Origin of the sequence: Streptomyces sp. NBC_00258 (genome assembly GCF_036182465.1) — a bacterium.
Lineage (GTDB): Bacteria > Actinomycetota > Actinomycetes > Streptomycetales > Streptomycetaceae > Streptomyces.
Map to the genome: position 1 here is coordinate 10,218,317 of NZ_CP108081.1, position 26,408 is coordinate 10,244,724.

The window sequence follows — 26,408 nt, forward strand, 5'->3', positions numbered from 1 at the left end:
CTTCGGTCGGGCCCGATTCGGTACCGCCGGACTCGGACTGTTGCGCGGCGGTTTTCCTCAACAGGCGGTTCCCTCAGCGGGGTGCCGTGGCGGCCCAGGCGTCGTCGTCCAGGGCGAGGCACCGGTCGGTCTCCGTGCGGGGCGGCATGACGGGAACGTCGTCCCTCGTCCGCAGCGCCGCGGCGGCCGCCAGATGGCCGAGCCGCAGCCGTGAGCGTTCGTCGCGGTCCTCCAGGACGCCGGCCAGGTAGCCGGCCGCGAACGCGTCGCCCGCGCCGACCGGTTCGACCACCTTGGTGGGCAGCGAGGGCACGAACGTCCGCACCCCGTCGGCGTACGAGGTCGCTCCGTGTTCGGCGTCCTTGACGACCACGACGGGCGCGGGAGCGAGCAGGGCCGCGATGTCGTCCGGACGGGCGGTGCCCCACAGCTCCTCGGCCTCGTCCCGTCCCACGAACACGATGTCCGCGGCGCGGGCGAGCGCCAGCAGACTCCGCGCGGCGTCCGTACCGCGCCCGCGCCAGAGCGCGGGACGGTGGTTCACGTCGAAGGAGACGACCGGACCACGCGGGGCGCGGCCCTCCCGGCCGAGGAGCAGCGCCTCCAGCAGGCGGGCGCAGCTGTCGGAGACGGCCGCGGCCACGCCCGACAGGTGCACGACGCGGGCCCGGCGGAGTACGGGCCGCCGGGCCAGCTCCGGCCCCATCCGGGACGCGGCCGATCCGCCGCGGTAGTAGTGCGTACGGGTGCGGTCCGGACCCGGGTCCTTGAAGTAGACGCCGGTCGGCCGCTCCGGATCGGTCTCGACGGCGCTCACGTCCACGCCCCGCGCGGTGAGTTCGGCCAGGATGCGACGGGCGAACGGATCGTCACCGAGCCGGCTCAGCCAGGCGGCGCGGTGCCCGAGACCGGCCACTCCGCAGGCGACGTTGGACTCGGCACCGCCGATGGCCATGCTGAGCACGGGCTGTTCGGCGAGCGGGCGGGCGTCCGGCGGGCTGAGCACGGCCATCGTCTCGCCGACGCACACGACGTCGGCCACCGGCTCCTGGCTGTCGGCGGCGTGGGGAGGGGACGGCAGAGGCACGGGATTCTCCTGGCGGACGGGACGGGAATACGGACTCGAAGGCGGGACGGGCGGGGGTGCACCGGGGCGGCATCGTGCGAAGGAGCGGCCTGAAGGCGCCAGGTGCGACGGCCAGGCCCATGCGGGCGTGCCGCACGAGGACCCGCCGTGCGTCACAACACGGTGCCCTCGGTGGCAAGTCGCAGCATCACCTTGCTGCTCCCGCTCCCCGGGTCGGCGGCCACGGCGAGCGCCTCCTCGGCCCGTTCAAGCGGGAAACGGTGGGTGATCAGGGGGGTCACGTCCAGGCCGTCCCGGAGCGCGATCAGCGCCTCGTCGATCTCCTCGACGAACCGGTACGAGCCGATCCAGGTGATCTCGCGGGTCACCAGATCGCCGAGCGCGGCGGCCACGGCCGTACCGGGCAGGTTGCCCACCTGGACGAGGGTGCCTCCCCGGGCCGTGGCCCGCAGCACAGGGCCGAGCGCGGCCGGGGCGCCGGACGCCTCGAAGACCACGTCCACGTCCTCGGGCAGCCCTTCGCCGGCGGAGAGGTCGCACGTCTCGTCGGCGCCCATGGCGCGGGCGACGGCGAGGGAGGACGACGCCAGATCGGCGGCGACGACCCGGCCCGCTCCGCGGTACCGCGCGGCGGCGACGACCAGGGAGCCGATCGGGCCACAGCCGTTGACCAGGACCGTACGGCCACGCAGTTCGGGGGCCCGCCCGACGGCGTGCAGGGCGACGGCCAACGGCTCGGCGAGAGCGCCCTGTTCGGTGCCGACGCCGTCCGGCAGCGGCCGGATCTGGGTCGCGGGGACCGTCCGGTACTCGCTGAACCCGCCGTCGGTGTGCGGGTCGAAGGCCGCCGAGCCGAAGTAGCGGACGCGCGGGTAGAGGTTGGTCCGTCCGGCGATCCGCTCGGGAAGGACGCCGTCGCCGACCAGTTGGGCCGGGTGCACGGTGACCGGCTGGCCCTCGCGGAGCCCGGTGACTCCGTTGCCGAGGGCGGCGACCCGGCCCGCGAACTCGTGCCCGAGCACCAGCGGGTGCGCGAGCGCGGCGGTGCCGGACGCGCCCTTCTTCCAGTACGCGATGTCGGATCCGCAGATGCCGCCCCACTCCAGGGCCAGCAGCACCTCGCCCGCGCCCGGCACCGGCCGGGTCCGCTCGTCGACGCGTACGTCGCCGGGACCGTGCACCACAACCGCCCTCATACGGCGTCCTCCAGCCGGACCAGATCGCGTCCGCGTGTCTCGGGCGCGAGGAACGCGCTGACGAAGGTGATGAGCGAGTAGACGACGAGCATCGCCGCGATGGGCCACCAACTGCCGGTGACGGCGGTGAGCGTGGCCGCGAGGACCGGGCCGATCGCCGTGGCGAGGATGCCGCCGATCTCCTTGGCGAGCGCGAGCTGGGTGAACCGGGTGCGGGAGCCGAAGAGTTCGGCCATCGTGACGCTCTCCAGCGAGAACAGACCGAGGACGCCGACGTTCAGACCGAGGACCATGCCGAGCATCACGCCCGGGGTCGAGCCCGAGGTGATCAGGAGCATCACCGGGAAGGCGAGGACGACGGTCAGCATCGAGAGCGCCAGATAGATCACGCGGCGCCCGAAGCGGTCGCCCAGCAGGCCGACCACCGGCACGGTGGCGAAGCCGACCAGCGACCCGTACACGATCGCGTCGGTCGGTACGGACCGGCCGACCGCCAGGTTGGTGGCGATGTAGCCGACCAGGAACGTCTGCATCAGACCGGAGTTGCCCGCCTGGCCGAACCGCAGCCCCAGCGCGAGGAAGAACGCCTTGCCCTTGCGCTGCCGGATACCCGCCGCCAGGACGCTGCCCTCGTGCTCGTCGGCCTTGGCGATCGCGGACTCGACCTCGTCACGGGCCAGCGCCACGCCGTCCACCACGTCGGGACGCTCCTCGAAGACCGGGCTCTCCTTGAGACTGCGGCGGATCCAGACCGCGAAGATCATCAGCCCGAAGCTCAGCAGGAAGGGCAACCTCCAGCCCCAGGACAGCAGTTGGTCCTCGCTGAGTACGGCGAGCAGTATGGCCCACAGGCCGGAGGCGGCGAGCGTCCCGGAGTTCGTGCCGAGCGACACCAGCGAGGAGATCAGCCCGCGCTTCTTCACGGGCGCGTACTCGGCCAGCATCACGGTCGCCCCGGCGATCTCGGCACCCGCGCCGAAGCCCTGCACCAGGCGCAGCACGACGAGCAGGATCGGCGCGAGAATGCCGATCGTGGCGTATGTGGGCAGGGTGCCGATCAGGGTGGTTGAGGCGCCCATCAGCAGGATCGTGAGGAACAGGACCTTCTTGCGGCCGATCCGGTCGCCCATCCGCCCGAAGTAGACGGCACCGGCGAGCCTGGCGACGTACCCGACGCCGTAGGTGGCCATCGCGGCGATCAGTCCGATGGCCGGGCTGACGTCCGGGAAGAAGATCTTGTTGAAGACGATCGCGGCGGCCAGCGAGTAGAGCTGGAAGTCCATGAACTCCATGGCCGTGCCGAGCCAGCCCGAGACGGCGGCCCGGGTCAGATCTCGTGTGCTGCGCTGGGCGGATGGCGTCTGCTGAGCGGCTATGACGCTGTCCTTCATCGTGAACTCCGTTGTTCGGGGACTGAAGTGAGGCTCAGATGCGGGGGATCAGGGGTGGCTCGGACGCGGGCGACCGAGGGGATCAGATCTCGACGCGTCCGGCACGCAGTGCGGGGAGCCGGTCCGCGACGGCGGCGACGAGCACGTCGTCGTCCGCCAGGTCGGCCGCGCCGAGCACGCGCAGCAGTGCGCGTACGGTCTCGGCGGGGCGGGCCGCGGGCCCCCAGCAGGCGGTGAGCGCCTCGGCGGCGGGATCGCTTGGTGCGTCGGCCCGGCGGGTGCTGTCCGCCCAGCCGGCGAGGGCGAGTTCGAGGACGGGGGTGCTCGCGCCGCGGGTACGCAGTTCGCGCAGGGCAGGCAGCCAGCGCTCCGTGATCTTCACCGATCCGTCGGAGCCGATCTGCCGCAGCAGGTGACGCATGGCGGGATTGCGGAAACGTACGACGAGATCGTCGGCGTACGCGACCGGATCGGGGCCGTCGGCCGGGAGTGTGGGGGCGACCTCCGCGCACAGCGCCCGTACGAGGCGCTCGCCCCAGTCCGCCGCCATGGTCTCGGCGATCGTGGTGAGCCCCGCGGCGGTGCCGAGGTAGGCCAGGGCGGAGTGGGAGCCGTTGAGCAGCCGCAGCTTGGTGCGCTGGTAGGGCGCGACGTCCGGGACGAACAGGGCGCCGTCGAGCTCCCAGGGCGGCCGGGGCGCGGTGAAGGAGTCCTCCAGCACCCACTGCCGGTACGGCTCGCCCGTCACGGGGAGGGCATCGCGTACCCCGAGCGCCGCCTCGGCCGCCGTCCGGTCGGCCTCGCTCGTGGCGGGCACGATCCGGTCCACGACCGTCGCGGGGAAGGCGACGGCCTCGGCCATCCGGTCCAGGATCTCCGCACGGTCCGGCCAGGCCGACGCACGGATGTAGTCGTGGACCACACGGCTCAGCGCCGTGCCGTTGTCCGCCATGTTGTCGCAGGACACGACATTGATCGGGGGCGCGCCCGCCCGCATCCGGGCGGCCAGCCCGGCGGCCAGCCGCCCGACCACCGTGGTGACGGGCCCGTCGGCGGCAGCCGCGAGGTCGGCGGCGACCGGTCCGGCCGCGGTGTCGAGGCCGCCCGTCGACGGGGAACGGTGATAGCCCTTCTCCGTGACGGTCAGCGTCACCACCGTCACCTCGGGATCGGTGATCAGCGCCTCGACGGTCTTGGCATCGGGACCCATCGTCAGCGCACCGACGACCGAGCCCACGACGCGCGTGCGGTGACCGTCCGGACGGCGTTCGGTGAGCGAGTACAGACAGTCCTGGTCCCGCAGGGCACGTACGGTCGCGGCCGACCGGGGCGCGACCGCGGTGATGCCCCAGGGCTCGCCCGAGAGGGCGGCGGCCTGCTCGGTGAACACGGCCTGGTGCGCCCGGTGGAAGGCGCCGAGCCCGAAGTGGACGACACGGGTGCGCAGTTCGGCCGGATCGACGGCGGGCCGCAGTTCGGGTGGGAGCCGGAGGAGGGCCTCACGGTTCAAGAGGTCGTCGGCGCTCACCAGTCGTGCACCGACCCGTCGAGGCGGCGGGCGACCGGGAGGTAGCGCCGCTGGTAGGGGAAGCGCTCGGCGGCCTTCTCGTCGTACTCGACGCCGAGGCCCGGCTCCTCGGAGGGATACAGCATGCCGTCGGCGAACGTCACCCCGGTCCGGAACACCTCGGCGGTCTCGTCGGGGTGGCCCATGTGCTCCTGGATGCCGAAGTTCGGCACGGTGATGTCGACGTGCACGGCGGCCGCCATGCTGACGGGGGATAGGTCGGTCGCCCCGTGGGATCCGGTCCGCACCTGGTAGAGGGCGGCGAGGTCGAAGATCCGCCGCAGATGGGTGATCCCGCCCGCGTGGACGACGGTGGTGCGTACGTAGTCGATGAGCTGCTCGGTGATCAGGTGCTGGACGTCCCAGATCGAGTTCATCACCTCGCCGACCGCGATCGGCGTCGTGGTGTGCTGCCGGATGAGCCGGAACGCCTCCTGGTTCTCGGCCGGGGTCGGGTCCTCCATCCAGAACAGCCGGCAGCCCTCGACGCTCTTGCCGAACCGGGCCGCCTCGATCGGCGTCAGCCGGTGGTGCACGTCGTGCAGCAGGTGGAAGCCGAAGCCGAAGCGCTCCCGAACCGCCTCCAGATAGGTGGGTGCGAAGCCGAGATAGGCCTCGGTGTCCCAGGGCTGCTCGTCGGGCAGCTCGGTCGCGGCCGGCTCGTAGACCTTGCCCTTGCGCACCCCGTACGTGCCGCCGACCTCGGGCACGGCGGCCTGCGCCCGTACGGCCTTGTAGCCCAGCTCCAGATAGCGCTCGACGTCGTCCAGCAGCGAGGGGGTGTCGGTGCCGCTGGCGTGCGAGTAGACCAGCACGCCGTCGCGCGACCGGCCGCCGAGGAGCTGGTAGACGGGCAGCCCGGCCGTCTTGCCCTTGATGTCCCACAGGGCGGTGTCGACCGCGGCGATCGCGGTCATCGTGACCGGCCCGCGTCGCCAGTAGGCACCCTTGTAGAGGTACTGCCACATGTCCTCGATACGGGCGGGGTCCTTGCCGATCAGCAGCGGAACCACGTGATCGCGCAGATAGCTCGCCACGGACAGCTCACGACCGTTGAGCGTGGCGTCACCGAGCCCGGTCACCCCGTCCGTGGTGGTGATACGCAGCGTGACGAAGGTCCGGCCGGGGGAGGCGACGAACACCTCGACGCGTTCGATCTTGCTCACAGGTACTCCTTGGTCGCGAAGTACTTGTATACAAGCATCTGTCGCGCAGCATGGCAATACTTGTATCGCCGTCCTACGTACGATGTGCACATGGCTCAAACGAACGGGCGGACGAGTCGGCGCGATATCTATCTGAAATTGCGTCAGTTGGTCCTGACCCTCGAACTTCCCCCGGGCGCGGCCCTCTCGGAGAACGAACTCGCCGCGTCACTGGGCGTCAGTCGCACTCCTGTGCGGGAGAGCCTGATCCTGCTGGCCCAGGAGGGCCTGGTGCAGGTCTTCCCGAAGATCGGGTCGTTCGTGTCACGGGTGGACCCGGCGCAGGTCGCCGACGCGCAGTTCCTCCGGGAGGCGGTGGAGCTCGCATCGCTCGACGGTCTTCCCGAGCGGCTCGACCCGGTGGTCGTCGAGGAACTGCGGGGCAACCTGAACCGCCAGCGGCGCGCGGACCTCGACCTGGAGGAGTTCTTCGATCTGGACGAGGCGTTCCACCAGGGCCTGATGCGCCTGAGCGGTCACGGCAACGTGTGGACGACCGTCGCCGCGGCCAAGGGGCACCTGGACCGGGCCAGGCGCCTCGGCCTGCACGAGAACGTGTCCCCGGCCGTCTTCGCCGCCCAGCACCACGAGATCTTCGAGGCGATCGTCGGCGGGAACGTCCCGCTCGCCCGCACGGCCATGCGCACGCACCTGCGCGCCGTCTTCAGCGACATCGAACGCATCCGCGCGCACTCGCCCGAACTGTTCGCCACCGACGCCTCGACAGTGCCCGTGCGACGCAACGTCGTCGTCTGGGAGTGACCCCGCCGCTCGCCCCGGCCTCGGAAAAGGCTTCCCGTCTGCAACCAATACACTGCGGCGACGCGTCCGTCACTTCAGCCGCGAATCGGGGGAGCCGCAGAGATGAACGCCTGGAACCCGCAGGGGCCGCCGCCGTACGACCCGAACGGTGGCAACTTGCCTCCGCAGCCCCAGGGTCCATACCCGTACAACACCCCACCGCCGCCCGGCGGTTACCCGCCCAACGCCCCGTACCCCAATGCTCCGTATCCCAACGGTCCGCACCCTTACCCTCCGCAACCCGGTCCGCCGTACCCGGGACCGTTGCCTCAGCGCCGCGTGGGACCGCTCGGGCGGCTGTGGCGCACGGCGGGTCCCATCGCGGTCGGGCGCAAGGTCTTCACGCCGTCGCGGCCGGGCCGGGTCGACGACGAGGTGGTCGCCCGCATCCAGAAGATCCGCACCATCGTCGGCCTGTGTGCCGTCGTGTGGGTGACGATCTCCTACAAACTCGCCGCGTCCGCGGGGGACATCGCGAGCGACCGCGGCAACCAGGCCTGGATCAACGTCCTTGTGCTCGCGGCGACCTTCCCGGTGGCCGTCGGGGTGCTGATCGCCGTGGCCCGGCCACCGGCCCGTCAGGAGCTGCTGCGCCGCACCGCGAAGCCCTTCGGTTCGATCCTGGCCGTCATGGGCGCCATGTTCGTGTTCCCCGCGGGCGTGCTCACGGGTTTCGTCAGCGGGCGGTTCGCCACCAATCCCGTGATGACGGTGGTCACGGTGGTCGGCATTCTGCTCACGATCGTCTGGGTCCTGCCGTTCGTCTTCTACGGCATCGGTATGTCCCTCGTCCATGTCTTCCGCACCGCGGACATCCATGAGACGGTGCCGCCGCTGCTGGCCATCACGCTCGTGTGGGAGATGGCATTGGTGGACATGTTCACAGGGGCCTACGACACCCTGCCGGGGCCCGTCGGGATCGTTGTCACGCTCGGCGCGCCGCTGTCCGTCACCGCGGTGGGCCTCTGGGAACTGCGCCGCCTTCGCACCAACTACGGCCTCACACTGCGCGGCGCGCTCATGCGCTGAGGGCGCAGCCCCGGGAGGGGTCCCGGGGGCGGGGCCGCACCATGCGACATCGAGACTCGTTCTGCGACCGGGGGAGACCAGGATGAACGAACCGACGCATGCCCTGCCCGAACTGCCGGAGCCCACGCCGCCCGAGGACCGGGTGCACGACCCGCTGGCCGTCGCCCTCGGCAACGCCTCCCTTCTCGGCGTCGGTTACCTGATGCTGCGCCGCCGCATGCTCGCCGTCGCAGCCGTGGTCGTCACCGTCGTGCTCGTCTCCCGGCTCGTCTCGACCGCCCGGCCGGCGTACGAGATCGCCGTGCTCGTGTGGTGGGTCGCGGTCGTCGCCCACGGGTGGTTCCTGGCGCGCAGAGGCGGCAGCGGGGTCGCGCTGCGCGGTCAGCGAGTGGTCGCACTCTGCATCACGCTGTCGGTGCTGCTGGCCGTGGCGCTGCTGCGCTTCGACGCGTCCAGGATCGAGGAGAGCGTCACCGAGGCCCGCGAAAGCGGCGACTGCGCCGGGGTGTTGAGCGCCCAGGACAGGGTGTGGTTCGGGCATCGCGTCGCCGACGCCCCGCTGACCGCCCGCGGCGACGAGACCGTAGAGGCATGCGACCGGCTGCGGTCGGCCCGGACCGAACTGAACACGGCGTTGACCGGGAACACCGATGCCCTGGACGAGGGCTTCGAGACACTCGCCTCCGTCCTCGCCGAACCCGGCAACGAGAAGACGGTCGAGACGACCCTGACCGGATTCCTCGGCAGCCTGCCCGCCAAGGAGCCCTGCACCACCGTCACCGTCACCGAATGGCTCCGTGACCGGAAGCGCAGCCACGACGTACTGGACCGGTCCGCCGCCACGGCCAAGCGGACCGCCCCCGCCGCGCTCGTCGGCTGCGGTGACGAGCTGATGACCGACAGCAGTTGGCAGGACGCCCTGGCGCACTACGAGCGGCTGCTGGACCGCTACCCCGGCGACGACCTGGCGGACAAGGCCAGGAAGGGAGCCCGGAAGGCCACCCAGAGCATCGAGTTGGCCAACCTCCGCAGCCTGCTCGCACCGGGCACCGGCTCCCAGCCCGAGTACTGCTCCAACCCCGCGAAGTACAGCGGTGCCAAGCCCATGGGCAAGGGCACCAACCGCGCGCTGTTCTACACCGGCAGTACGTACGGCGACGACTACTCCGGCAAACTCCCCGGCTCCTGGAAGGCCGCCGACGCGGCCGACGCCGTCCTGGTGGTCTGCATGGGCGAGGACACCTTCGGCACATCCGTCCAGACCTGCCCGTACCAAGGCAAGGCCTCCGGGTCCACCACGTACGTGACCTTCCACAAGATCGCGATTCCGGTGAAGGTCTACGAGGTCCGCACCGGCAAACTCGTCACCAAGCGCAAGATCCAGATCAGCGGGTCGAGTTGCCCCGCACTCATCTCGTACTTCTCCTCCGGCGACTCCGACTCGGGCCCGCCGTCGACCAGGTACGTCAGCGAGTCCAAGTCCGACGTGCGCTCCGCGTTCCGGCCGCTGGTCGTCCGCTGAGCGGCGACACGTCCGGCCGGGAATCAGCTCTTGGGGAAGAACTCCAGCACCGCTTTGCCACCCTTCAGGGACTTCACGCGGAAGCCGAGGCTGTTCAGTCCACCGGTGCCGCCCTCGCCGACCGACGTGCTCAGGAACACGCCGGAGCCGGAGGACTGGAGCATCACGGCATCCTCCGTGACCTTCGTGACCCGGAGGTTGCTGACGCCGAACCGGCTGTCGACCTTGATGGTCATGGGCTTCGACACGGTGATCTCGCACCGTCCGTCGAAGCAGGCGTCGGCATCGGTGCCGCCACCGGGGGCGTCCGACGTGGCCGGTCCACTCGGGGACGGGGGAGTGGACGGCGACACCGACGGCGAGGACGGCCGCACCGATTCCGACGGCGTACGCGTGGAAGACGACTCCGCCCCCTCCCCGGAGTCGTCGTCCCGGCCGCCGCCTCCACCCCCTCCGCAGCCCGCGAGAACCACCATCAGGGTCAGCACCACCGCGACGCCGACCCGGCCGCTGCCCGTGTTCATCCGTTCACCTTTCAACGCGTATCAACTCGTGCGCCCACCACCGCCGTTGAGCCGCGATCTCCGTACTCCGGGCTCCGGACGAGGGGGGCATCCCTCTGCTACTTATACGGACGCGCCTCGGGAGGGGTCCCGGAGCCGGCGGAGAAGTCCCGGAACGAAAACGTCCGGGCCGGCCTGTGCAGGCCGGCCCGGACGTCACGAGGAACTGATCAGACGAGGTCGAACCGGTCGAGCTCCATGACCTTGGTCCACGCCGCGACGAAGTCGTTCACGAACTTCTCCTTCGCGTCGTCGGCCGCGTAGACCTCGGCGAGCGCGCGCAGCTCGGAGTTCGAGCCGAAGACGAGGTCGGCACGGGTGCCGGTCCACTTGACGTCGCCCGTGGCGTCGTCGCGGGCCTCGAAGGTGGTCGCGTCCTCGGACGTCGCCGTCCACGTCGTGCCCAGGTCGAGCAGGTTGACGTAGAAGTCGTTCGTCAGCTTGCCGGGGGTCGCGGTGAGGACACCGAGCGACGACTGCTGGTGGTTGGCGCCCAGGACGCGCAGGCCACCGACGAGGACCGTCAGCTCGGGGCCGCTGAGGGTCAGCAGGTTCGCACGGTCGAGCAGCAGGTACTCGGCCGGCAGGCGGTTGCCCTTGCCGAGGTAGTTGCGGAACCCGTCGGCGGTCGGCTCGAGGGCGGCGAAGGACTCCGCGTCGGTGTGCTCCTCCGTCGCGTCGACACGGCCCGGGGTGAAGGGCACCGTGACGTCGTGACCGGCGTCCTTGGCGGCCTTCTCGACGGCCGCGCTGCCGCCGAGCACGATCAGGTCGGCCAGGGAGACCTTCTTGGCGCCGGAGTTGAACTCCGCCTGGATGCCCTCGAGGACACGCAGCACCTGGGCCAGCTGGCCGGGGTCGTTGGCCTCCCAGTCGCGCTGCGGCTCCAGACGGACGCGCGCGCCGTTGGCGCCGCCGCGCTTGTCGCTGCCGCGGAACGTCGAGGCCGAGGCCCAGGCGGCGGAGACCAGCTGCGAGACGGTCAGGTCCGAGCCGAGGATCTTCGCCTTGAGGGCGGTGACGTCCTCGGCGGCGATGGCCTCGCCCTCCGCCTCGGGCAGCGGGTCCTGCCACAGCAGGGTCTCCTGCGGGACCTCCGGGCCGAGGTAGAGCGACTTCGGGCCCATGTCACGGTGGGTCAGCTTGTACCAGGCGCGGGCGAAGGCGTCCGCGAACTCCGCGGGGTTCTCGTGGAAGCGGCGGGAGATGGGCTCGTAGATCGGGTCGAAGCGCAGCGACAGGTCCGTCGTGAGCATCGAGGGGGCGATCTTCTTCGAGGCGTCGTGGGCGGCCGGGACGGTGCCCTCGCCCGCGCCGTCCTTCGGCTTCCACTGGTTGGCGCCGGCGGGGCTCTGGGTGAGCTCCCACTCGTAGCCGAAGAGGTTGTCGAAGAAGCCGTTGCTCCACTGGGTGGGCGTGGTGGTCCAGGTGACCTCCAGGCCGGACGTGATGGCGTCCGCGCCCTTGCCGGTGCCGAAGGAGTTCTTCCAGCCGAAGCCCTGCGCCTCGATCGGGGCGGCCTCGGGGTCGTCGCCGACGCTCTCCGCCGGGCCCGCGCCGTGGGTCTTGCCGAAGGTGTGACCGCCCGCGATCAGGGCGACCGTCTCCTCGTCGTTCATCGCCATCCGGCGGAAGGTCTCACGGATGTCGCGGGCCGCGGCGATCGGGTCCGGGTTGCCGTTGGGGCCCTCGGGGTTGACGTAGATGAGGCCCATCTGGACGGCGCCGAGCGGGCTCTCCAGCTCGCGGTCGCCGGTGTAGCGCTGGTCGTCGAGCCAGGTGGTCTCGGGACCCCAGTACACGTCCTCCTCGGACTCCCAGACGTCCGCACGGCCGCCGGCGAAGCCGAAGGTCTCGAAGCCCATCTGCTCCAGGGCGACGTTGCCGGTGAGGATCATCAGGTCGGCCCAGGAAAGGCTCTGGCCGTACTTCTTCTTCACCGGCCACAGCAGACGGCGGGCCTTGTCCAGGTTGCCGTTGTCCGGCCAGCTGTTCAGGGGAGCGAAGCGCTGCTGACCGGCACCGGCGCCGCCGCGGCCGTCGCTGATGCGGTAGGTGCCCGCGCTGTGCCACGCCATACGGATCATGAACGGGCCGTAGTTGCCGAAGTCGGCCGGCCACCAGTCCTGCGAGGTGGTCAGTACCTCGGCGATGTCCTGTTTAACGGCCGCAAGGTCGAGGTTCTTGAACGCCTCGGCGTAGTCGAAGTCCTCACCGAGGGGGTTGGCCACGGCGGGGTTCTTGGCAAGGATCTTCAGGTTGAGCCGCTCCGGCCACCACTGGCGGTTGCCGCCGCCCTGCGTCGGGTGCGGCGCACGGTCGTGTGCGACCGGGCAGCCTCCCGCCTCCGCGGGCTTCGGGTCAGTGACGATCGCGTCATGGTTCTCAGTCATGAGAGTCCTTCCGAACTGGGTGGATCACGGTGCTCAGGAACTGCTGCTGGTGGAACAGGCGGGGCACAGGCCCCAGTAGATGACCTCGGCCTCGTCGATCGCGAAGCCGCGGTCGTCGGACGCGGTCAGGCAGGGGGCGTGGCCGACCGCGCAGTCGACGTCGGCGACGACGCCGCACGTCCGGCACACGAGGTGGTGGTGGTTGTCTCCGACACGTCCCTCGAACCGGGCCGGGCTGCCGGGCGGTTCGAGGCGGCGTATGAGTCCCGCCGCGGTGAGTGCGTGGAGGGCCTCGTACACGGCTTGGAGGGAGATGTGGCCCACGCGGTCGCGCACCCCGGAGGCGATCGCCTCGACTCCGAGGTGGTCGCCGCTGCGGACGGTCTCGAGGAGTGCGACGCGGGCAGCCGTCACCCGCAGGCCGACACCGCGCAGCTCCTCGGCGGTGGTCGGAGTACGGGGTGTGGTCATGGCGCCAAACCTAGCCCCCTAAACACGAACAGTTCAAGAAAGCGAAGGTTCCAAGTTTGGTAAGACCTGCCGAACAGATCGTTGCCGTCGGTGGCCGGGGTGCCGCTTGCGGCCGCTGTGGGGCTTTCTGGTGGGGATCGTCGGTACCGTCACCACCTTGACAGGTGACGAAAGCTGCTGCGATCATCATCACGTGTTTGGCAGGTGAGGCGAGCGAGCCGGGTGACGCCCTCTTCGCCGCGATCGAACCCGGATCGAACCCAGGAGGACGAGATGGTGCATCAGGAGAACGCTCCGGACGTCGCCCAGGCCGCACGCCGTACGCGATTCGGCACGTTGCCGGAGCGCATCAGCTTGGCGGACATGGTCGAAGAGAAGCCGGCGACCGTGCCCGACCCGGCGAGGGACGCGTACAACTCCGACGAGTGGCTCGTCCGTACGTGCCTGTGAGTCCGGCAGACCGCGCGGCCGGCTTCGACGTCTGCGACGTACGCTTGCTCATACCTCCGAGGGGAAGCGGATCATGACCACACCGCGGGACCTGTTGATCGTCGCCATGGATGGGGAATCCGGCCGCCCTGCGGACCGGGGCAGCCTGTCCCTCGCGCTCGCCGGGGCCGAGGTCATCGACCTCCTCGGTGTCCGGGCCGTCGCCTTGGACGGCGATCGTGTCGTGCCCGGCGACCCGCCCTCCCCCGACGACCCCCTGCTGCGTGCGGCCGCGTCGTCGCTCGTCCGCCAAGAGCCGTACGAGTCGGTGGAGGAGTGGCTGTGGCGCCGAGGCCGTGACCTGTCCTCGGCCTATCTGACCGCCTTCGAGACCGAAGGCCAGCTCACCCGGCAACGCCGTCGGCTGGTGTCCTTCCGGGCCGGTGACGTGGCGCTCGTCGATTCCCCCGCCCGCCGCGGGGCCGTCGACCGCTGGGAGTCGCACGAGCCCGTCCTGGTCGCTCTCGCGACGGCAGCCGGGCTGTACGGCGAGCCCTTCGACGAGGCCGCCGAGGGCTCCCCGGACACGCCGGACATCGCCGACGACGCGGTGGCGACGGTACTGGCCGCCGTCAACGACGCGGTGATGGAACTGGAAGCCGTTCGGCAGCGCCGATCCATAGAGGACGCGGCCTTCGACAACGTCTGGCGCGGCCTGTGACGCGAGCCCGGGCCGAGAGTGCCCATGGGGGACCGGTCCGCAGGGTAAATAGTCGATCGGTCGTATATTGGTCGTATGGGACGGACCAGCAACGCCAGGGAGAAGATCCTCACCGCCGCGCAGTCGCTCATCGGGCAGCGGGGCTACTCGGCCCTCGGCACCGCCGAGATCTGCAAGGTCGCGGGCGTGCCGAAGGGCAGCTTCTACTACTTCTTCGAGACGAAGGAGGCGCTCGCCCTGGCTGTTCTCGACGAGCACTGGGAGACCCAGCGCGGCGACTGGAGCCGCGTCCTGCGCGGCGGCGGTGAACCGCTCCAGCGGCTGCGGCAGCTGTTCGAGGAGACCGAGGCGGGCCAGCGTGCCGGACAGCAGAGCTGCGGCACCGTCTCAGGGTGTCTGTTCGGGAACCTGACCCTGGAGCTGAGCAACCAGACCGAGGCCGTCCGTTCGCGCCTGCAAGGAATCTTCGACGCGCAGGTCGACATGGTCGAGGAGATCGTCGCCGAGGCCGCGGAGCGGGGTGAGATCGCCGTCGGTGACTCCAGTGAGGCCGCCCGGTCCGTCGTCGCCCAACTCGAAGGTCAGGTGCTCTTCGCCAAGCTCTACAACGACCCCCAGCGCCTCGACGTCCTGTGGAGGAACTGCCTCGCCATCCTCGGAGCCAGGCTGCCGGCGTAGGACGAGGGTGCTTCCCGCGGCCCGAGAACCTCGAGAACTCAGTGCGTCACCGAACTGCGGTCCGGGCCTGCTTCTTGCGGGCGCGGTAGGCCGCGGCCTTCACCTTGTTTCCGCACGACTCCATGCCGCACCACTGCCGACGCGTCCCGCGCGACCGGTCGATGTAGACGCGCGTGCATTCGGGATTGCCGCATTCCTTCAGCAGCGGAACGTCGGGTCCGCTGAGGACTTCGACGGCGTGGCGTGCCACGGTGGCCAGTGCCTCTTCGGGCGTCGCGGCCGTCCATCGCCCCGTCGCGGTGAGCTGAGGCGTCGCGGAGGGCTTGCGGGCCGCGCCGTTCACCGCGGCGAGCGCCTCTTCGTCGTAGGCCTCACCGAGCCGCCGGGCGGTGATCAGGCCGTAGACGGCCTCCCGTACGGCGATCGCCTGCTCGACGTCGGCCTCCCGGCTGGGCGACACGGCGTCGACGACTCCGGACTCGACGTACCAGGCGTCGAGTCGGTCCGGCGACACGAGCGTCTCGAACCGGAGCGTGCGGCGGGCGCGGAGCGTGGCCGCGAAGTCGAGCGCGGGGTTCCCGCAGAAGAAGGCATGATCCAGATTCACGTCACCATTCTGACGGGTGACACGGGGGCACGCAAGATTCGTCACCTGCCGGACTGGTGATAGCTCGGCGGCTACTTCTTGGGGATCTGCTGCTCGAACCAGACGACCTTGCCCGTGCTGAGCCTCGTCGCTCCCCAGCGTTGCGCGAGCTGGTCGACGAGGAAGAGGCCTCGGCCGCCCTCGTCGCCCGGCTGGGCCTGTCGCATCCTGGGCACCTGGGACGAGTCGTCGGTCACCTCGCAGCGGAGGACGTCGGTGCGCAGCAGCCGCAACGCGATGGGCCGTGAGGCGAAGCGGACGGCGTTCGTCACGACCTCGCTGACCATGAGTTCCGTCGAGTCGAGCATGGATTCCAGGTCCCAGCGGCGAAGTGCCCTGCGGGTCAGGCGACGTGCCTGTCCGGCGGTCAGCGGGTGGGGGTCCAGGTGCCAGTACCCCACGCTGTCCGGAGGGAAGCCCTCGAACCGGGCGGTGAGCAGCGCGATGTCGTCGTCCCGGGAGCCCGGGACCATGGTGCCGAGGATGTGGTCGCACAGCGGTTCGAGTGAGGGGGCGGCGCGTCCGCTCGCCATGGCCCGGAGGCTGGTGCGCAGGGCCTCGACGCCTGTTCCCACGTCGGTGTCGCGCGATTCGACGAGACCGTCGGTGTAGAGCAGAAGGGTCGCTCCGGTGGGCGCGTGCATCTCCACGGACTCGAAGTCGACGCCGCCGACGCCGATGGGGGCGGCCGGTGGGACGCGCAGCACCTCGCCGTGGCCGTCCGGGTGCAGGAGCACCGCGGGCGGGTGGCCGGCGTTCGCCATGAGCAGCCGGTGCGAGATCGGGTCGTAGATCGCGTAGAGGCAGGTCGCGATGTGGTCGCTGCCGAGGCGCTGGGCCTGCTCGTCGAGGTGGTGCAGGACCTCGTCCGGAGGCAGGTCGAGCCCGGCGAGGGTCTGCACGATGGTGCGCAGCTGGCCCATGATCGCGGCGGAGGTCATGGAATGCCCCATGACGTCACCGACGATCAGTGCGACGCGGTTGCCGGGCAGCGGGATCGCGTCGTACCAGTCGCCCCCGACCTGGGCGGTCTTCGAGGCGGGCAGATAGCGACTGGCCAGCCGGATCCCGGTGGGCTCGGGCAGCGACGACGGGAGCATGGTGTGCTGCAACGTGTCCGCCACGGAGGCTTCGTGTCCGTACATCACCGCTTTCTGTACGCCGATGGCGGTGTGCGTCGCGAGCTGTGAGGCGACGAGCAGGTCGTCACGGGTGAAGGGGGACCGGTCGGGCCGGCGCAGGAGGACCACCGTTCCCATGACGTGCCGGCGGCCGTGCATCGGGGCGATGATCAGCCTGCGTCCCGGCGGAATCGCCTCCGGCGCGCCGGCCAGGGGCCCGAGCAGTTCGGCCACCGCGGGCGCGATCCCCGGCGCGTCACCGAAGGCGGGCCGTCCGGCCAGCAGCAGCTTCGAGAGCCGGCCGGTGACGGCCGGCCGTACGTGCTCGGCGACGTCCGAGTGCAGGGGACGGGACTTGAGCAGGGGCGACCGGGAGGCGGCGGGTGCTTCCGGCTTCCTGCTGACGCTGTGCAGCTGCAGGACGACGGGCGCGGCCGACTTCTCCTCCCCGACGGGGAGCGGATCGTGCAGATGGACGATGATCGCGTCCGCGAAGGCGGGGACGGCCGCCCGGCGCAGTTCGCGGAGCGTCTCGTCGAGATCCATCCCGCGGGCGATCCGCCGGGTCGCCACGTCCAGGTACTGAAGCCGGTCGGTCTGTGCTCCTTCCCTGCCGGGGCCCGGGTCGGGGGAGTTGTCCGGCCCCGGGGCCTCGGAGCCCCTGCCCCCGGCACGGCGACCGTGCGGAGGGGGCGGCTGGGGGGTCCGGGTGACCCGTGGGCCCTCGGGGGTGGGGTGCTCCGTCACGCGTTTCGTCCCGTCGGTGGGCCGCGGTCCGCGGTGAAGGGTCGTGCCTGTTCAGTCGAGCCGTCGGCAGCAGAGGAAGACCTGCTCCTCGGGCGGGACGTCGGCGACCGCCGGGGCATAGGTGTAGGCGGCCTCCTTGACGATCTCGAAGCCGCCGGTCTCGATGACCTTGTGCAGGTCCTCCAGCACGTATCCGGAAACCCGGATCGTGTTTCCGAGGAACGGGATCGCGTAGTTGTCCACGTCGGCCTCCACCATCGAGAGGACGAACAGGCCACCGGGAACCAGCAGGTGGCGGACCGTCTGCAGCGCGAGGGGTATCTCCACGCGGGGCAGCATCAGAAAGGAGAAGAAGGCCGCGACGGCGTCGAAACGGCCGAGGTCCTGCGGGCCGCCGGGGCGCAGGTCGGCGATGTCCAGCTGGTGGAACGTCGCCGCGGGCACGTACTCCCGGGCCAGCTGCACCATCCTGCGCGACAGGTCGACGCCCACCACCTCGAAGCCGGCGTCCGTCATCTGGCGCGTGGTCGGCACTCCGGTGCCGCAGCCGAGGTCGAGCACACGCGAACCCGCCGGCAGCGAGTCGATCAGCCAAGTTCCGGCGGAAAGCTGGCCCTCCTTGTGCGGGAAGGCCTCGTCATAGCGGTCGCCGATGGCGTCAAAGGCTTCGGCCTGACCGCTGCGGTCAAACCGAATGCTCTCGTAGTCAGCACCATTGCTCATCTTGGTCACGAAAGTAACCTTTCGTAGCTCATGTTGAATTATTCCACAATCACATGATCGGCGGTCGTGGGTGAACCCGGTCGTTCACGGGCCCGGAGCCGCGCCGCCCCTGATTGTGCCCGGGTCTTGCCCGGTCGGCAGAAACACGTCACACTGAATACCGAACGAATGGTCGGTTGGGAAGCTGGTATCGATGACCACGACACACTCCGCCGAGGCGCCGCTCCAGGAGTTGCAGCAGCAGTTCGACACGACGATCGCGCGGGACCAGCGGGTCGAGCCGCGCGACTGGATGCCGGACGGCTACCGCAAGACGCTGGTGCGGCAGATCGCGCAGCACGCGCACTCGGAGATCATCGGCATGCAGCCGGAGGGCGAGTGGATCACGCGTGCGCCCTCGCTGCGCCGCAAGGCCATCCTGTTCGCCAAGGTTCAGGACGAGGCCGGCCACGGGCTGTACCTGTACTCGGCGGCGGAGACCCTGGGCGCCGACCGCGCGGACCTGACCGAGCGGCTCATCGAAGGGCGCCAGAAGTACTCGTCGATCTTCAACTACCCCACGCCGACCTTCGCCGACGTCGGCGTCATCGGCTGGTTCGTGGACGGCGCCGCGATCTGCAACCAGGTTCCGCTGTGCAGGAGTTCGTACGGGCCCTATGCGCGCGCGATGGTGCGGATCTGCAAGGAGGAGTCCTTCCATCAGCGGCAGGGCTACGAGCTGTTGATGACGATGATGCGCGGCACCGAGGCCCAGCGGGCCATGGTCCAGGACTCGGTGAACCGCTGGTGGTGGCCGTCGCTGATGATGTTCGGCCCGCCCGACGGCGACTCGCCCAACTCGGCGGCGTCGATGGCCTGGAAGATCAAGCGGCACAGCAACGACGTGCTGCGTCAGCGGTTCGTCGACATGACCGTCCCGCAGGCCGAGAAGCTCGGCGTCACGCTGCCGGACCCGGAGCTGCGCTGGAACGAGGAGAGCGGCAGCCACGACTTCGGCACCCCCGACTGGGAGGAGCTGAAGCGGGTGATCTCCGGCGGCGGGCCGTGCAACGCCGAGCGGGTTGAGCGCCGCCGCAGCGCCCATGAGGAGGGCGCCTGGGTGCGGGAGGCGGCCACGGCACACGCGGCCAAGCAGGCGGCACGCGCGCGTGAAGGAGCGACGGCATGAGCGACAGCACCCCGGGCTCCACCCAGGGCACCGGCAAGGGCGACTGGCCGCTGTACGAGGTGTTCGTGCGCGGCAAGCGCGGGCTGAACCACGTCCATGTGGGCTCGCTGCACGCAGCGGACGACGCCATGGCGCTCACCCACGCCCGTGACCTGTACACCCGGCGCAACGAGGGCGTCTCGATCTGGGTGGTGCGCTCGGAGCACATCGCGGCGTCCACGCGCGACGAGAAGGACCCCTTCTTCGCGCCGAGCGCCGACAAGGTCTACCGCCACCCGACGTTCTACGACATCCCCGACGACGTCCCGCACATCTGAGGAGCAGGGCATGAGTGACGACCACGTCTACATGACCCTCGCCGAGGGACACGAGGACGACGCCCGCTGGGCCTACGGCACCGGCTTCGAGGACCCGCTGCACGGCGTGGACACCACCGTGCCCGAGGGCGTCGACGTCGGCCGGCTGGCCGCGGACTGCGTGGCACTCGCCGACGACGCGCTGGTCTCAGCGCAGCGGCTGGCCGAGTGGACCACCCGCGCCCCGGAGCTGGAGGAAGAGGTCGCGCTGGCCAACATCGGCCTCGACCTCCTCGGCCAGGCCCGTCTGCTGTACGCACGCGCCGGGCAGGTCGACGGCACCGGGCGCGACGAGGACGCGTACGCCTACTTCCGGGACGCGGAGGACTTCAGGAACGTGCGCCTGGCCGAACTCCCGGGCGGGGACTTCGCGTTCTCGATCGTGCGGCTGCTGGTCCTGTCCAGCTGGCGCCTCGCGCACTTCGAGCAGCTCTCGTCGCACCCCGACCCCGTCCTCGCGGCCATCGCCGCCAAGGGCGTCAAGGAGCTGACGTACCACCGGCAGTACGCGGCCGAGTGGGCGGTGCGTCTCGGTGACGGCACGGACGAGTCGTGCCGCCGGACGCGCAGGGCCATGGAGCAGGTCGCCCCGTATTTCGGCGAGTTGTTCACGGCGTACGACGTGCGGGACGAGGTGGTCGCCGTGCTGCGGCAGGTCACCGAGGCGGCCGGGCTGCCCATGCCCGTGTACCGGCCGCTGCCCGGCGCCGGTCGCGGCGGGGAGCACACCGAGCATCTCGCGCCGCTGCTGGCCGAGTTGCAGAGCGTGGCCCGTGCACACCCGGAGGCGACATGGTGACCGTACTGACGGACGTGCGGCACGCCCGGCACATCGCCGAGCAGGTGCCGGATCCCGAACTGCCCATGCTGACCCTCGCCGACCTCGGCGTCCTGCGCGGTGTCGGGATGACCGGCGACGGGACGGTGGTCGCGAGTCTGACGCCGACCTACTCCGGCTGCCCGGCGATGGCCGAGATGCGCGCGGACGTGGCGGCACGGCTGCGTCGTGCGGGCTATGCGCGTGTCGAGATCCGTACGGTCCTCGACCCGCCGTGGACGAGTGACTGGATCACCCCGGAGGGCCGTCGCAAGCTCGCCGAGCACGGCATCGCGCCGCCCGGCGCCGCACCCCGCCGCGCCGCCGGCCCCGTTCCGCTCGTGCTGTCGCCCGTCCGGCGCACGGTGGAGTGCCCCCGCTGCGGTTCGGCGGACACCGAGGAGACCTCCCGTTTCGCCGCCACGTCCTGCAAGGCGCTGTGGCGCTGCCTCGCCTGCCGCGAGCCGTTCGAGTACGTCAAGGAGATCTGATGGAAGGCCTGACGGAAGAGCCGATGGGAGGCCTGAAGGATCCGGCGGCGCCGACCGCCGCCTCAAGCCCTGCTGCCGCTGCCGTTGCCGGTCCCGCGTCCGGCCCGGCGGCGCGTCCGCGCGTACGCACCCGCCGTCCGGTCTTCCACGCCCTGCGCATCGCCTCCGTACAGCCGCTGTGCGAGGACGCGGCGGCCGTCAGCTTCGAGATCCCGGAGGAGCTGGCCGAGGAGTTCGCCTTCGCGCCCGGACAGTCGCTCACGCTGCGGCGCGAGATCGACGGACGGGACGAGCGGCGCTCGTACTCGATCTGCTCTCCGGCCGGTTCGGTGCCGCGCATCGGGGTGCGGGTGGTGCCGGGCGGGCTGTTCTCGGCATGGCTCGTACAGGACGTACGCCCCGGTGACACCGTCGAGGTGATGGCCCCCACCGGTTTCTTCACGCCCGACCTCACCGTGCACGGCCATCACGTGCTGATCGCTGCGGGCTCCGGTATCACGCCCATGGTGTCCATCGCGGAGTCCGTCCTGGCCGCGGCCCCCCCCTCCACGGTCACCCTCTTCTACGGCAACCGACGCACCGGCACCGTGATGTTCGCCGACGAGCTGGCGGACCTGAAGGACCTGTACCCGGCCCGTTTCCAGCTCGCCCATGTGCTGTCGCGCGAGCCCCGGGAGGCCGAGGTGCTCTCCGGCCGCCTCGACGCCGAGCGGCTCTCGGCGCTCGTCGGCGCCCTGGTCGACGTGAAGGGGGCCGACCACTGGTGGCTGTGCGGCCCGCACGGCATGGTCCGCGACGCCCAGGCGGTACTCACCGGTCTCGGAGTGCCGGCCGACCGCGTCCATCAGGAGCTGTTCTACGCCGACGAGGAGCCCGTACGGGAGGTGCGCCACGAGGAGGCCGCAACCGAGGGGGCCGTCAGTCAGGTGACCATCACCCTCGACGGACGCTCCACCACCGCCGCTCTCGCCCGGGACCGGAGCATTCTCGACGGCGCCCAGAAGACCCGCCCCGACCTGCCGTTCGCCTGCAAGGGCGGTGTCTGCGGCACCTGCCGGGCGCTGGTCACCGACGGCAAGGCCGACATGCGTCGCAACTTCGCCCTCGAAACCTCCGAGGTCGACGCGGGGTACGTCCTCACGTGCCAGTCGTATCCGGTCTCGGAGACACTGACCGTCGACTACGACAGCTGAGCCGGCACGGAGCCGACTGACCAGGCACGGGAATCGACTGACCAGTCACGGGAGTCGCCGGAACCGGCACGGGAGTCGACCCCTGCCCCTTCATGCGCGCCCACCCCATAAAGCGGCCTTATGGGGTCATAGATCGGGCCCGACTACTGACTTAGGCATGCCTTAGTTTAGGCTCCGGGTGAGTACTCCTGATCGATCATCGCTCGAAGGGAACCTGAACATGTCTCGCCCCCTGCGGGTAGCCATAGTCGGAGCCGGCCCCGCCGGGATCTACGCCGCCGACGCGCTGTTGAAGTCCGCAGTGGCCGTCGAGCCCGGCGTGTCCATCGACCTCTTCGAGCGGATGCCGGCCCCGTTCGGCCTGATCCGCTACGGCGTCGCCCCCGACCACCCGCGCATCAAGGGCATCATCAACGCCCTGCACCAGGTGCTCGACAAGCCGCAGATCCGCCTTTTCGGCAACGTCGACTACCCGGGCGACATCAACCTGGACGACCTGCGTGCCTTCTACGACGCGGTGATCTTCTCCACGGGCGCCACGGCCGACCGGGCCCTCGACATAGCCGGCATCGACCTCGACGGCTCGTACGGCGCGGCGGACTTCGTCTCCTGGTACGACGGGCACCCGGACGTGCCGCGGACCTGGCCGCTCGAGGCGGAGAAGGTCGCCGTCCTCGGTGTCGGCAACGTCGCGCTCGACGTGGCGCGCATCCTCGCCAAGACCGCCGACGAACTGCTGCCGACCGAGATCCCGGCGAACGTGTACGACGGCATCAAGGCCAACAAGGCCCTTGAGGTCCACGTTTTCGGCCGCCGTGGCCCGGCGCAGGCGAAGTTCAGCCCGATGGAGCTGCGGGAGCTGGACCACTCCCCGAACATCGAGGTCATCGTCGACCCCGAGGACATCGACTACGACGACGGCTCGATCGCCACCCGGCGGGGCAACAAGCAGGCCGACATGGTCGCCAAGACCCTGGAGAACTGGGCCATCCGCGACGTCGGCGACCGGCCGCACAAGCTGTTCCTGCACTTCTTCGAGTCGCCGACCGAGATCCTCGGCGAGGACGGCAAGGTCGTCGGCCTGCGTACCGAGCGCACCGCTCTCGACGGCACCGGCAACGTCAAGGGCACCGGCGAGTTCAAGGACTGGGACCTCGGCGCGGTGTACCGGGCCGTCGGTTACCTCTCCGACAAGCTGCCGAAGCTGCCCTGGGACGTCGAGACGGGCACCGTCCCGGACAAGGCCGGCCGTGTGATGGAGGAGACCGGCGAGCACCTGCAGTCGGCGTACGTCACCGGCTGGATCAGGCGCGGGCCCGTCGGTCTGATCGGCCACACCAAGGGTGACGCCAACGAGACGGTCGCCAGCCTGCTGGACGACCACGCCAACGGCCGTTTGCACACGCCTGTTTCGCCCGGTCCGGAGGCCGTGGACGCGTTCCTCGCCGAGCGGGACGTCCGCTTCACCACGTGGGACGGCTGGTACCGCCTGGACGCCGCGGAGAAGGCGCTGGGTGAGCCCCAGGGCCGCGAGCGCGTGAAGCTCGTCGAGCGCGAGGAGATGCTCAGGGCGAGCGGCGCGTAACACCGACCGACCGCCACCGGTTCAGCCGACCGGCACCGGTTCAACGGCCAATGTGGGGCCCCGTCACTGCGACGGGGCCCCTCGCGTTCGCGCGGGGGTCGGCCGCCTTGCTTTGTGAAACCGATCGGTTTACTGTTCCCAATGAAGGGAAACCGATCGGTTTCCATGTGTTCGTGTGTTGAGTTCGGAGAGTGACATGACTGCGATCGAGGGTTCCGTCGTCCTGGTGACCGGCGGCAGCAGGGGGATCGGCAAGGCGCTGGTGGAAGGGCTTTTCGAGCGGGGCGCGAAGAAGGTGTACGCCACGGCCCGCGATCCCCGGACGGTCACGCATCCCCGGGCGGTCCCGCTGGCGCTGGAGGTCACCGACCCCGCGTCCGTCGCGGCGGCGGCCGAGCAGGCCGGCGACGTCACCATCCTGATCAACAACGCCGGGGTCTCCGTCAACGCGTCCTTCCTGGAGGCGCCGGTCGAGGACGTGCGCCGGGACTTCGAGACGAACTTCTACGGACCGCTGCTCACCGCGCGGGCGTTCGTCCCGGTCATCGAGCGCAACGGCGGCGGCCACATCCTGAACGTCCACTCCGTGCTGTCGTGGATCGGCCTCGCCGGTTCGTACAGCGCGTCCAAGGCCGCGGTCTGGTCCCAGACCAACTCCCTGCGGCTCGACCTCAAGCCGCGCGGGATCGGCGTCACCGGGCTCCACGTCGGATACGTCGACACGGACATGACGGCGAAGATCGACGCCCCCAAGGCCTCGCCCGAGGATGTGGCCTCGCAGGCGCTCGACGGCATCGAGAGCGGGGCGTTCGAGGTGCTGGCCGACGACCTGTCCCGTCAGGTGAAGTCCGGGCTGTCCGCGGATCTGTCGGTGCTGTATCCGCAGCTCGTCGCTTAGTCCTCAGGGGTCGCGTCACAGGTAGACCGATCGGTTTTGGGGCACTCCCGGACGGAGGTACTCTCCGCTCATGGCCAGTACGGACAAGACATCCACGAGGGACCGGCTGCTCGACGCGGCCATGGAGCTCTTCTACCGCGACGGCGTCTCCATCGGAGTCGAGGCGCTGTGCCGGGCCGCAGGGGTGTCCAAGCGCTCGATGTACCAGCTCTACGCCGGCAAGGACGAGGTGCTCGCGGCGAGCCTGGAGCGGCGTGCGCCGGAGTATGCGCGGCTGCTGGACATCGGCGCCGAGGACAGCCGGCCGCCTCGTGCCCGGATCCTGCACATCTTCGAGTTGCTGGAGCAGGCCTCGACGAAGGACGACTACCGAGGCTGCCCGTACCTGTCCGCCATGGTCGAACTCAAGAACCCCGAGCATCCGGCGAGCGTCGTCGCACTGCGGGTCAAGGGCTCCCTGACCGAGGCCTTCCGGGTCGAGGCCGAGCGCGGCGGCGCCCGCGACCCCCAGCTCCTCGCCCGCCAGCTCACCCTCGTCTTCGACGGAGCAAGCGCCCGCGCCGGCGCAAAGGCAGAAACCCTGGACGGCCTGACCACAACAACGGCAACGGCCCTGCTAGACGCGGCAGGCGTCGCATAGAGCCCCGCGCCCCTCAGGGACGCTGGGAACGGCGCGCCCAGCCACAATCAACCGGCAGCGGCAAGCTTTCCCCCAGGCCCCAGGCCCCAGGCCCCTCAGGGGCGCGAGGAACGGCGCGCCCAGCCACGAACAACCCGCAGCCGCAAGACTTCCCTGGGCCCCAGCCCTTCAGGGGCGCGGGGAACGGCGCGACCAGCCCCAGCCGACCCGCAGCCGACAACTCACCTACACCTCCCCGCCCCACCGGCGGAGCCACTCGTGCGCGGCCCGAGCCGTGAACTCGGCCTGCCCGCCCCGCAGAAGCAACCCCACCGTGGCGAACGCCGGATCATCGGCCTGCCCCGCGACGTACGGGACCGCGATGCACCGCATCCCGGCCGCGTGCGCCGCGGCGGCCCCAGGTGCGGCATCTTCGAGGACCACGCAGTCCCCAGGAACCGCGCCGAGCCGCCGCGCCGCCTCCAGGAAGACATCGGGAGCGGGCTTGCCGGAGGCGACCTCCTCCGCCGAGACGACCGTCCGCAGATACGCGGACAGCCCCGTGCCCGCCAGGATCGCCTCGATGGCCTCGCGAGAGGAACCCGAGGCCACGGCCATCGGCACACCGTCCCCGGCCAGCAGCTCCAAGAACTTCCGCATCTCCGGGTAGACCGGGGTGGACGCGCGGGCCAGCTCCAGATAGCGCCGGTTCTTGTCCGCGAGCAGTACGTCGAGCGGGGACTCCAGGGCGTACCGCTCCTTCCAGAGCGCGATCGTCTCCTGCGTGCTGATACCGACGTACCGCTCGTGGTCCGTCCAGGTGAAGTCCGTGACGCCCTGCCCGGCGAGCGTCTGCCGTCCCGCCTCGTAGTAGTTCGGCTCGCTGTCCACGAGTGTTCCGTCGAGATCGAAGATGACCGAAAGGCTGCCGAGATTGCTCATGGGATCCAGGATGCCGGGTCCCGAATACCGACGATCAACCTCGGGCCGT

26 protein-coding genes are annotated in these 26,408 nt (G+C 70.5%); 14 read left to right on the forward strand and 12 right to left on the reverse strand.

Annotated elements, in window-relative coordinates:
• Nucleotides 1–73: 73 nt before the first annotated feature.
• The 5 genes from OG718_RS45290 to manD form a co-directional block, all read right to left on the reverse strand.
• On the reverse strand, nt 74–1,087 hold the full coding sequence (locus OG718_RS45290; RefSeq protein ID WP_260694880.1) for a sugar kinase: 1,014 nt from the start codon (nt 1,085–1,087) through the stop codon (nt 74–76).
• 152 nt (nt 1,088–1,239) lie between these two features.
• Nucleotides 1,240–2,283 (reverse strand): L-idonate 5-dehydrogenase, encoded by a 1,044-nt coding sequence (locus tag OG718_RS45295; protein ID WP_306941263.1) that lies wholly within the window; start codon nt 2,281–2,283, stop codon nt 1,240–1,242.
• Complete coding sequence (locus tag OG718_RS45300; RefSeq protein ID WP_143633159.1) at nt 2,280–3,674, reverse strand: MFS transporter; 1,395 nt, start codon at nt 3,672–3,674, stop codon at nt 2,280–2,282. The genes OG718_RS45295 and OG718_RS45300 overlap by 4 nt, the downstream gene beginning before the upstream one ends.
• An 82-nt stretch (nt 3,675–3,756) precedes the next feature.
• Nucleotides 3,757–5,202 (reverse strand): mannitol dehydrogenase family protein, encoded by a 1,446-nt coding sequence (locus OG718_RS45305; RefSeq protein ID WP_328846898.1) that lies wholly within the window; start codon nt 5,200–5,202, stop codon nt 3,757–3,759.
• Complete coding sequence (gene manD / locus OG718_RS45310) at nt 5,199–6,407, reverse strand: D-mannonate dehydratase ManD (protein WP_143633162.1); 1,209 nt, start codon at nt 6,405–6,407, stop codon at nt 5,199–5,201. Before manD ends, OG718_RS45305 begins: the two co-directional genes overlap by 4 nt.
• Nucleotides 6,408–6,497: 90 nt before the next feature.
• Here manD and OG718_RS45315 point away from each other — a divergent pair, with 90 nt between their 5' ends.
• The 3 genes from OG718_RS45315 (at nt 6,498) to OG718_RS45325 (ending at nt 9,798) form a co-directional block, all read left to right on the forward strand.
• A complete protein-coding gene (locus OG718_RS45315; protein WP_328846899.1) occupies nt 6,498–7,208 on the forward strand; it encodes a GntR family transcriptional regulator in 711 nt (236 codons plus the stop codon).
• Between the two features lie 303 nt (nt 7,209–7,511).
• Nucleotides 7,512–8,276, forward strand: a complete 765-nt coding sequence (locus OG718_RS45320) for a hypothetical protein (RefSeq protein ID WP_328846900.1) — start codon at nt 7,512–7,514, stop codon at nt 8,274–8,276.
• A gap of 82 nt (nt 8,277–8,358) precedes the next feature.
• The gene (locus OG718_RS45325; RefSeq protein WP_328846901.1) at nt 8,359–9,798 is read left to right on the forward strand and encodes a tetratricopeptide repeat protein; all 1,440 of its coding nucleotides are present in this window, start codon (nt 8,359–8,361) and stop codon (nt 9,796–9,798) included.
• A 23-nt stretch (nt 9,799–9,821) separates the two neighbouring features.
• Here OG718_RS45325 and OG718_RS45330 read toward each other — a convergent pair whose 3' ends face one another.
• From OG718_RS45330 to OG718_RS45340, 3 genes are all read right to left on the reverse strand, one after another.
• Nucleotides 9,822–10,322 (reverse strand): hypothetical protein, encoded by a 501-nt coding sequence (locus OG718_RS45330; RefSeq protein WP_328846902.1) that lies wholly within the window; start codon nt 10,320–10,322, stop codon nt 9,822–9,824.
• 209 nt (nt 10,323–10,531) lie between these two features.
• The gene (katG, locus tag OG718_RS45335; RefSeq protein WP_328846903.1) at nt 10,532–12,754 is read right to left on the reverse strand and encodes a catalase/peroxidase HPI; all 2,223 of its coding nucleotides are present in this window, start codon (nt 12,752–12,754) and stop codon (nt 10,532–10,534) included.
• Between the two features lie 33 nt (nt 12,755–12,787).
• Nucleotides 12,788–13,225: a Fur family transcriptional regulator gene (locus OG718_RS45340; protein ID WP_143633172.1), complete on the reverse strand. Its 438-nt coding sequence runs from the start codon at nt 13,223–13,225 to the stop codon at nt 12,788–12,790.
• 273 nt (nt 13,226–13,498) lie between these two features.
• Between OG718_RS45340 and OG718_RS45345 the strand changes: the two genes are divergently transcribed.
• The 3 genes from OG718_RS45345 to OG718_RS45355 all read left to right on the forward strand — a co-directional run bounded on the left by OG718_RS45345 (nt 13,499) and on the right by OG718_RS45355 (nt 15,053).
• Nucleotides 13,499–13,675 (forward strand): hypothetical protein, encoded by a 177-nt coding sequence (locus OG718_RS45345; protein ID WP_306941269.1) that lies wholly within the window; start codon nt 13,499–13,501, stop codon nt 13,673–13,675.
• Nucleotides 13,676–13,748: 73 nt separating this feature from the next.
• Nucleotides 13,749–14,375 (forward strand): GOLPH3/VPS74 family protein, encoded by a 627-nt coding sequence (locus OG718_RS45350; protein ID WP_328846904.1) that lies wholly within the window; start codon nt 13,749–13,751, stop codon nt 14,373–14,375.
• A gap of 75 nt (nt 14,376–14,450) precedes the next feature.
• Nucleotides 14,451–15,053, forward strand: a complete 603-nt coding sequence (locus OG718_RS45355; protein ID WP_328846905.1) for a TetR/AcrR family transcriptional regulator — start codon at nt 14,451–14,453, stop codon at nt 15,051–15,053.
• 46 nt (nt 15,054–15,099) lie between these two features.
• On the opposite strand, the gene OG718_RS45360 is transcribed toward OG718_RS45355, so the two are convergent.
• The 3 genes from OG718_RS45360 to OG718_RS45370 all read right to left on the reverse strand — a co-directional run bounded on the left by OG718_RS45360 (nt 15,100) and on the right by OG718_RS45370 (nt 18,290).
• On the reverse strand, nt 15,100–15,660 hold the full coding sequence (locus tag OG718_RS45360; protein WP_143633178.1) for a CGNR zinc finger domain-containing protein: 561 nt from the start codon (nt 15,658–15,660) through the stop codon (nt 15,100–15,102).
• A gap of 71 nt (nt 15,661–15,731) precedes the next feature.
• Complete coding sequence (locus OG718_RS45365) at nt 15,732–17,366, reverse strand: SpoIIE family protein phosphatase (protein WP_328847942.1); 1,635 nt, start codon at nt 17,364–17,366, stop codon at nt 15,732–15,734.
• Between the two features lie 252 nt (nt 17,367–17,618).
• Complete coding sequence (locus OG718_RS45370) at nt 17,619–18,290, reverse strand: class I SAM-dependent methyltransferase (RefSeq protein WP_143633182.1); 672 nt, start codon at nt 18,288–18,290, stop codon at nt 17,619–17,621.
• 193 nt (nt 18,291–18,483) lie between these two features.
• Between OG718_RS45370 and paaA the strand changes: the two genes are divergently transcribed.
• From paaA to OG718_RS45410, 8 genes are all read left to right on the forward strand, one after another.
• Entirely contained in the window at nt 18,484–19,458 is a 975-nt protein-coding gene (paaA, locus tag OG718_RS45375) for a 1,2-phenylacetyl-CoA epoxidase subunit PaaA (RefSeq protein WP_328846906.1), read from the forward strand.
• A complete protein-coding gene (gene paaB, locus OG718_RS45380) occupies nt 19,455–19,775 on the forward strand; it encodes a 1,2-phenylacetyl-CoA epoxidase subunit PaaB (protein WP_328846907.1) in 321 nt (106 codons plus the stop codon). Before paaA ends, paaB begins: the two co-directional genes overlap by 4 nt.
• Nucleotides 19,776–19,785: 10 nt before the next feature.
• Complete coding sequence (gene paaC, locus OG718_RS45385) at nt 19,786–20,613, forward strand: 1,2-phenylacetyl-CoA epoxidase subunit PaaC (RefSeq protein WP_143633188.1); 828 nt, start codon at nt 19,786–19,788, stop codon at nt 20,611–20,613.
• Complete coding sequence (paaD, locus tag OG718_RS45390; RefSeq protein WP_143633190.1) at nt 20,607–21,122, forward strand: 1,2-phenylacetyl-CoA epoxidase subunit PaaD; 516 nt, start codon at nt 20,607–20,609, stop codon at nt 21,120–21,122. The genes paaC and paaD overlap by 7 nt, the downstream gene beginning before the upstream one ends.
• The gene (paaE, locus tag OG718_RS45395; RefSeq protein WP_328846908.1) at nt 21,122–22,315 is read left to right on the forward strand and encodes a 1,2-phenylacetyl-CoA epoxidase subunit PaaE; all 1,194 of its coding nucleotides are present in this window, start codon (nt 21,122–21,124) and stop codon (nt 22,313–22,315) included. The genes paaD and paaE overlap by 1 nt, the downstream gene beginning before the upstream one ends.
• A 220-nt stretch (nt 22,316–22,535) precedes the next feature.
• Nucleotides 22,536–23,900: an FAD-dependent oxidoreductase gene (locus OG718_RS45400; RefSeq protein WP_143633195.1), complete on the forward strand. Its 1,365-nt coding sequence runs from the start codon at nt 22,536–22,538 to the stop codon at nt 23,898–23,900.
• Nucleotides 23,901–24,096: 196 nt separating this feature from the next.
• Nucleotides 24,097–24,798 carry an SDR family oxidoreductase gene (locus OG718_RS45405; RefSeq protein ID WP_307528129.1) on the forward strand — a complete coding sequence of 234 codons (702 nt, stop codon included), beginning with the start codon at nt 24,097–24,099 and terminating at the stop codon, nt 24,796–24,798.
• Between the two features lie 70 nt (nt 24,799–24,868).
• Entirely contained in the window at nt 24,869–25,438 is a 570-nt protein-coding gene (locus tag OG718_RS45410; protein WP_328846909.1) for a TetR/AcrR family transcriptional regulator, read from the forward strand.
• Nucleotides 25,439–25,663: 225 nt separating this feature from the next.
• Here OG718_RS45410 and OG718_RS45415 read toward each other — a convergent pair whose 3' ends face one another.
• Complete coding sequence (locus OG718_RS45415; protein WP_328846910.1) at nt 25,664–26,359, reverse strand: HAD family hydrolase; 696 nt, start codon at nt 26,357–26,359, stop codon at nt 25,664–25,666.
• Nucleotides 26,360–26,408: the final 49 nt, after the last annotated feature.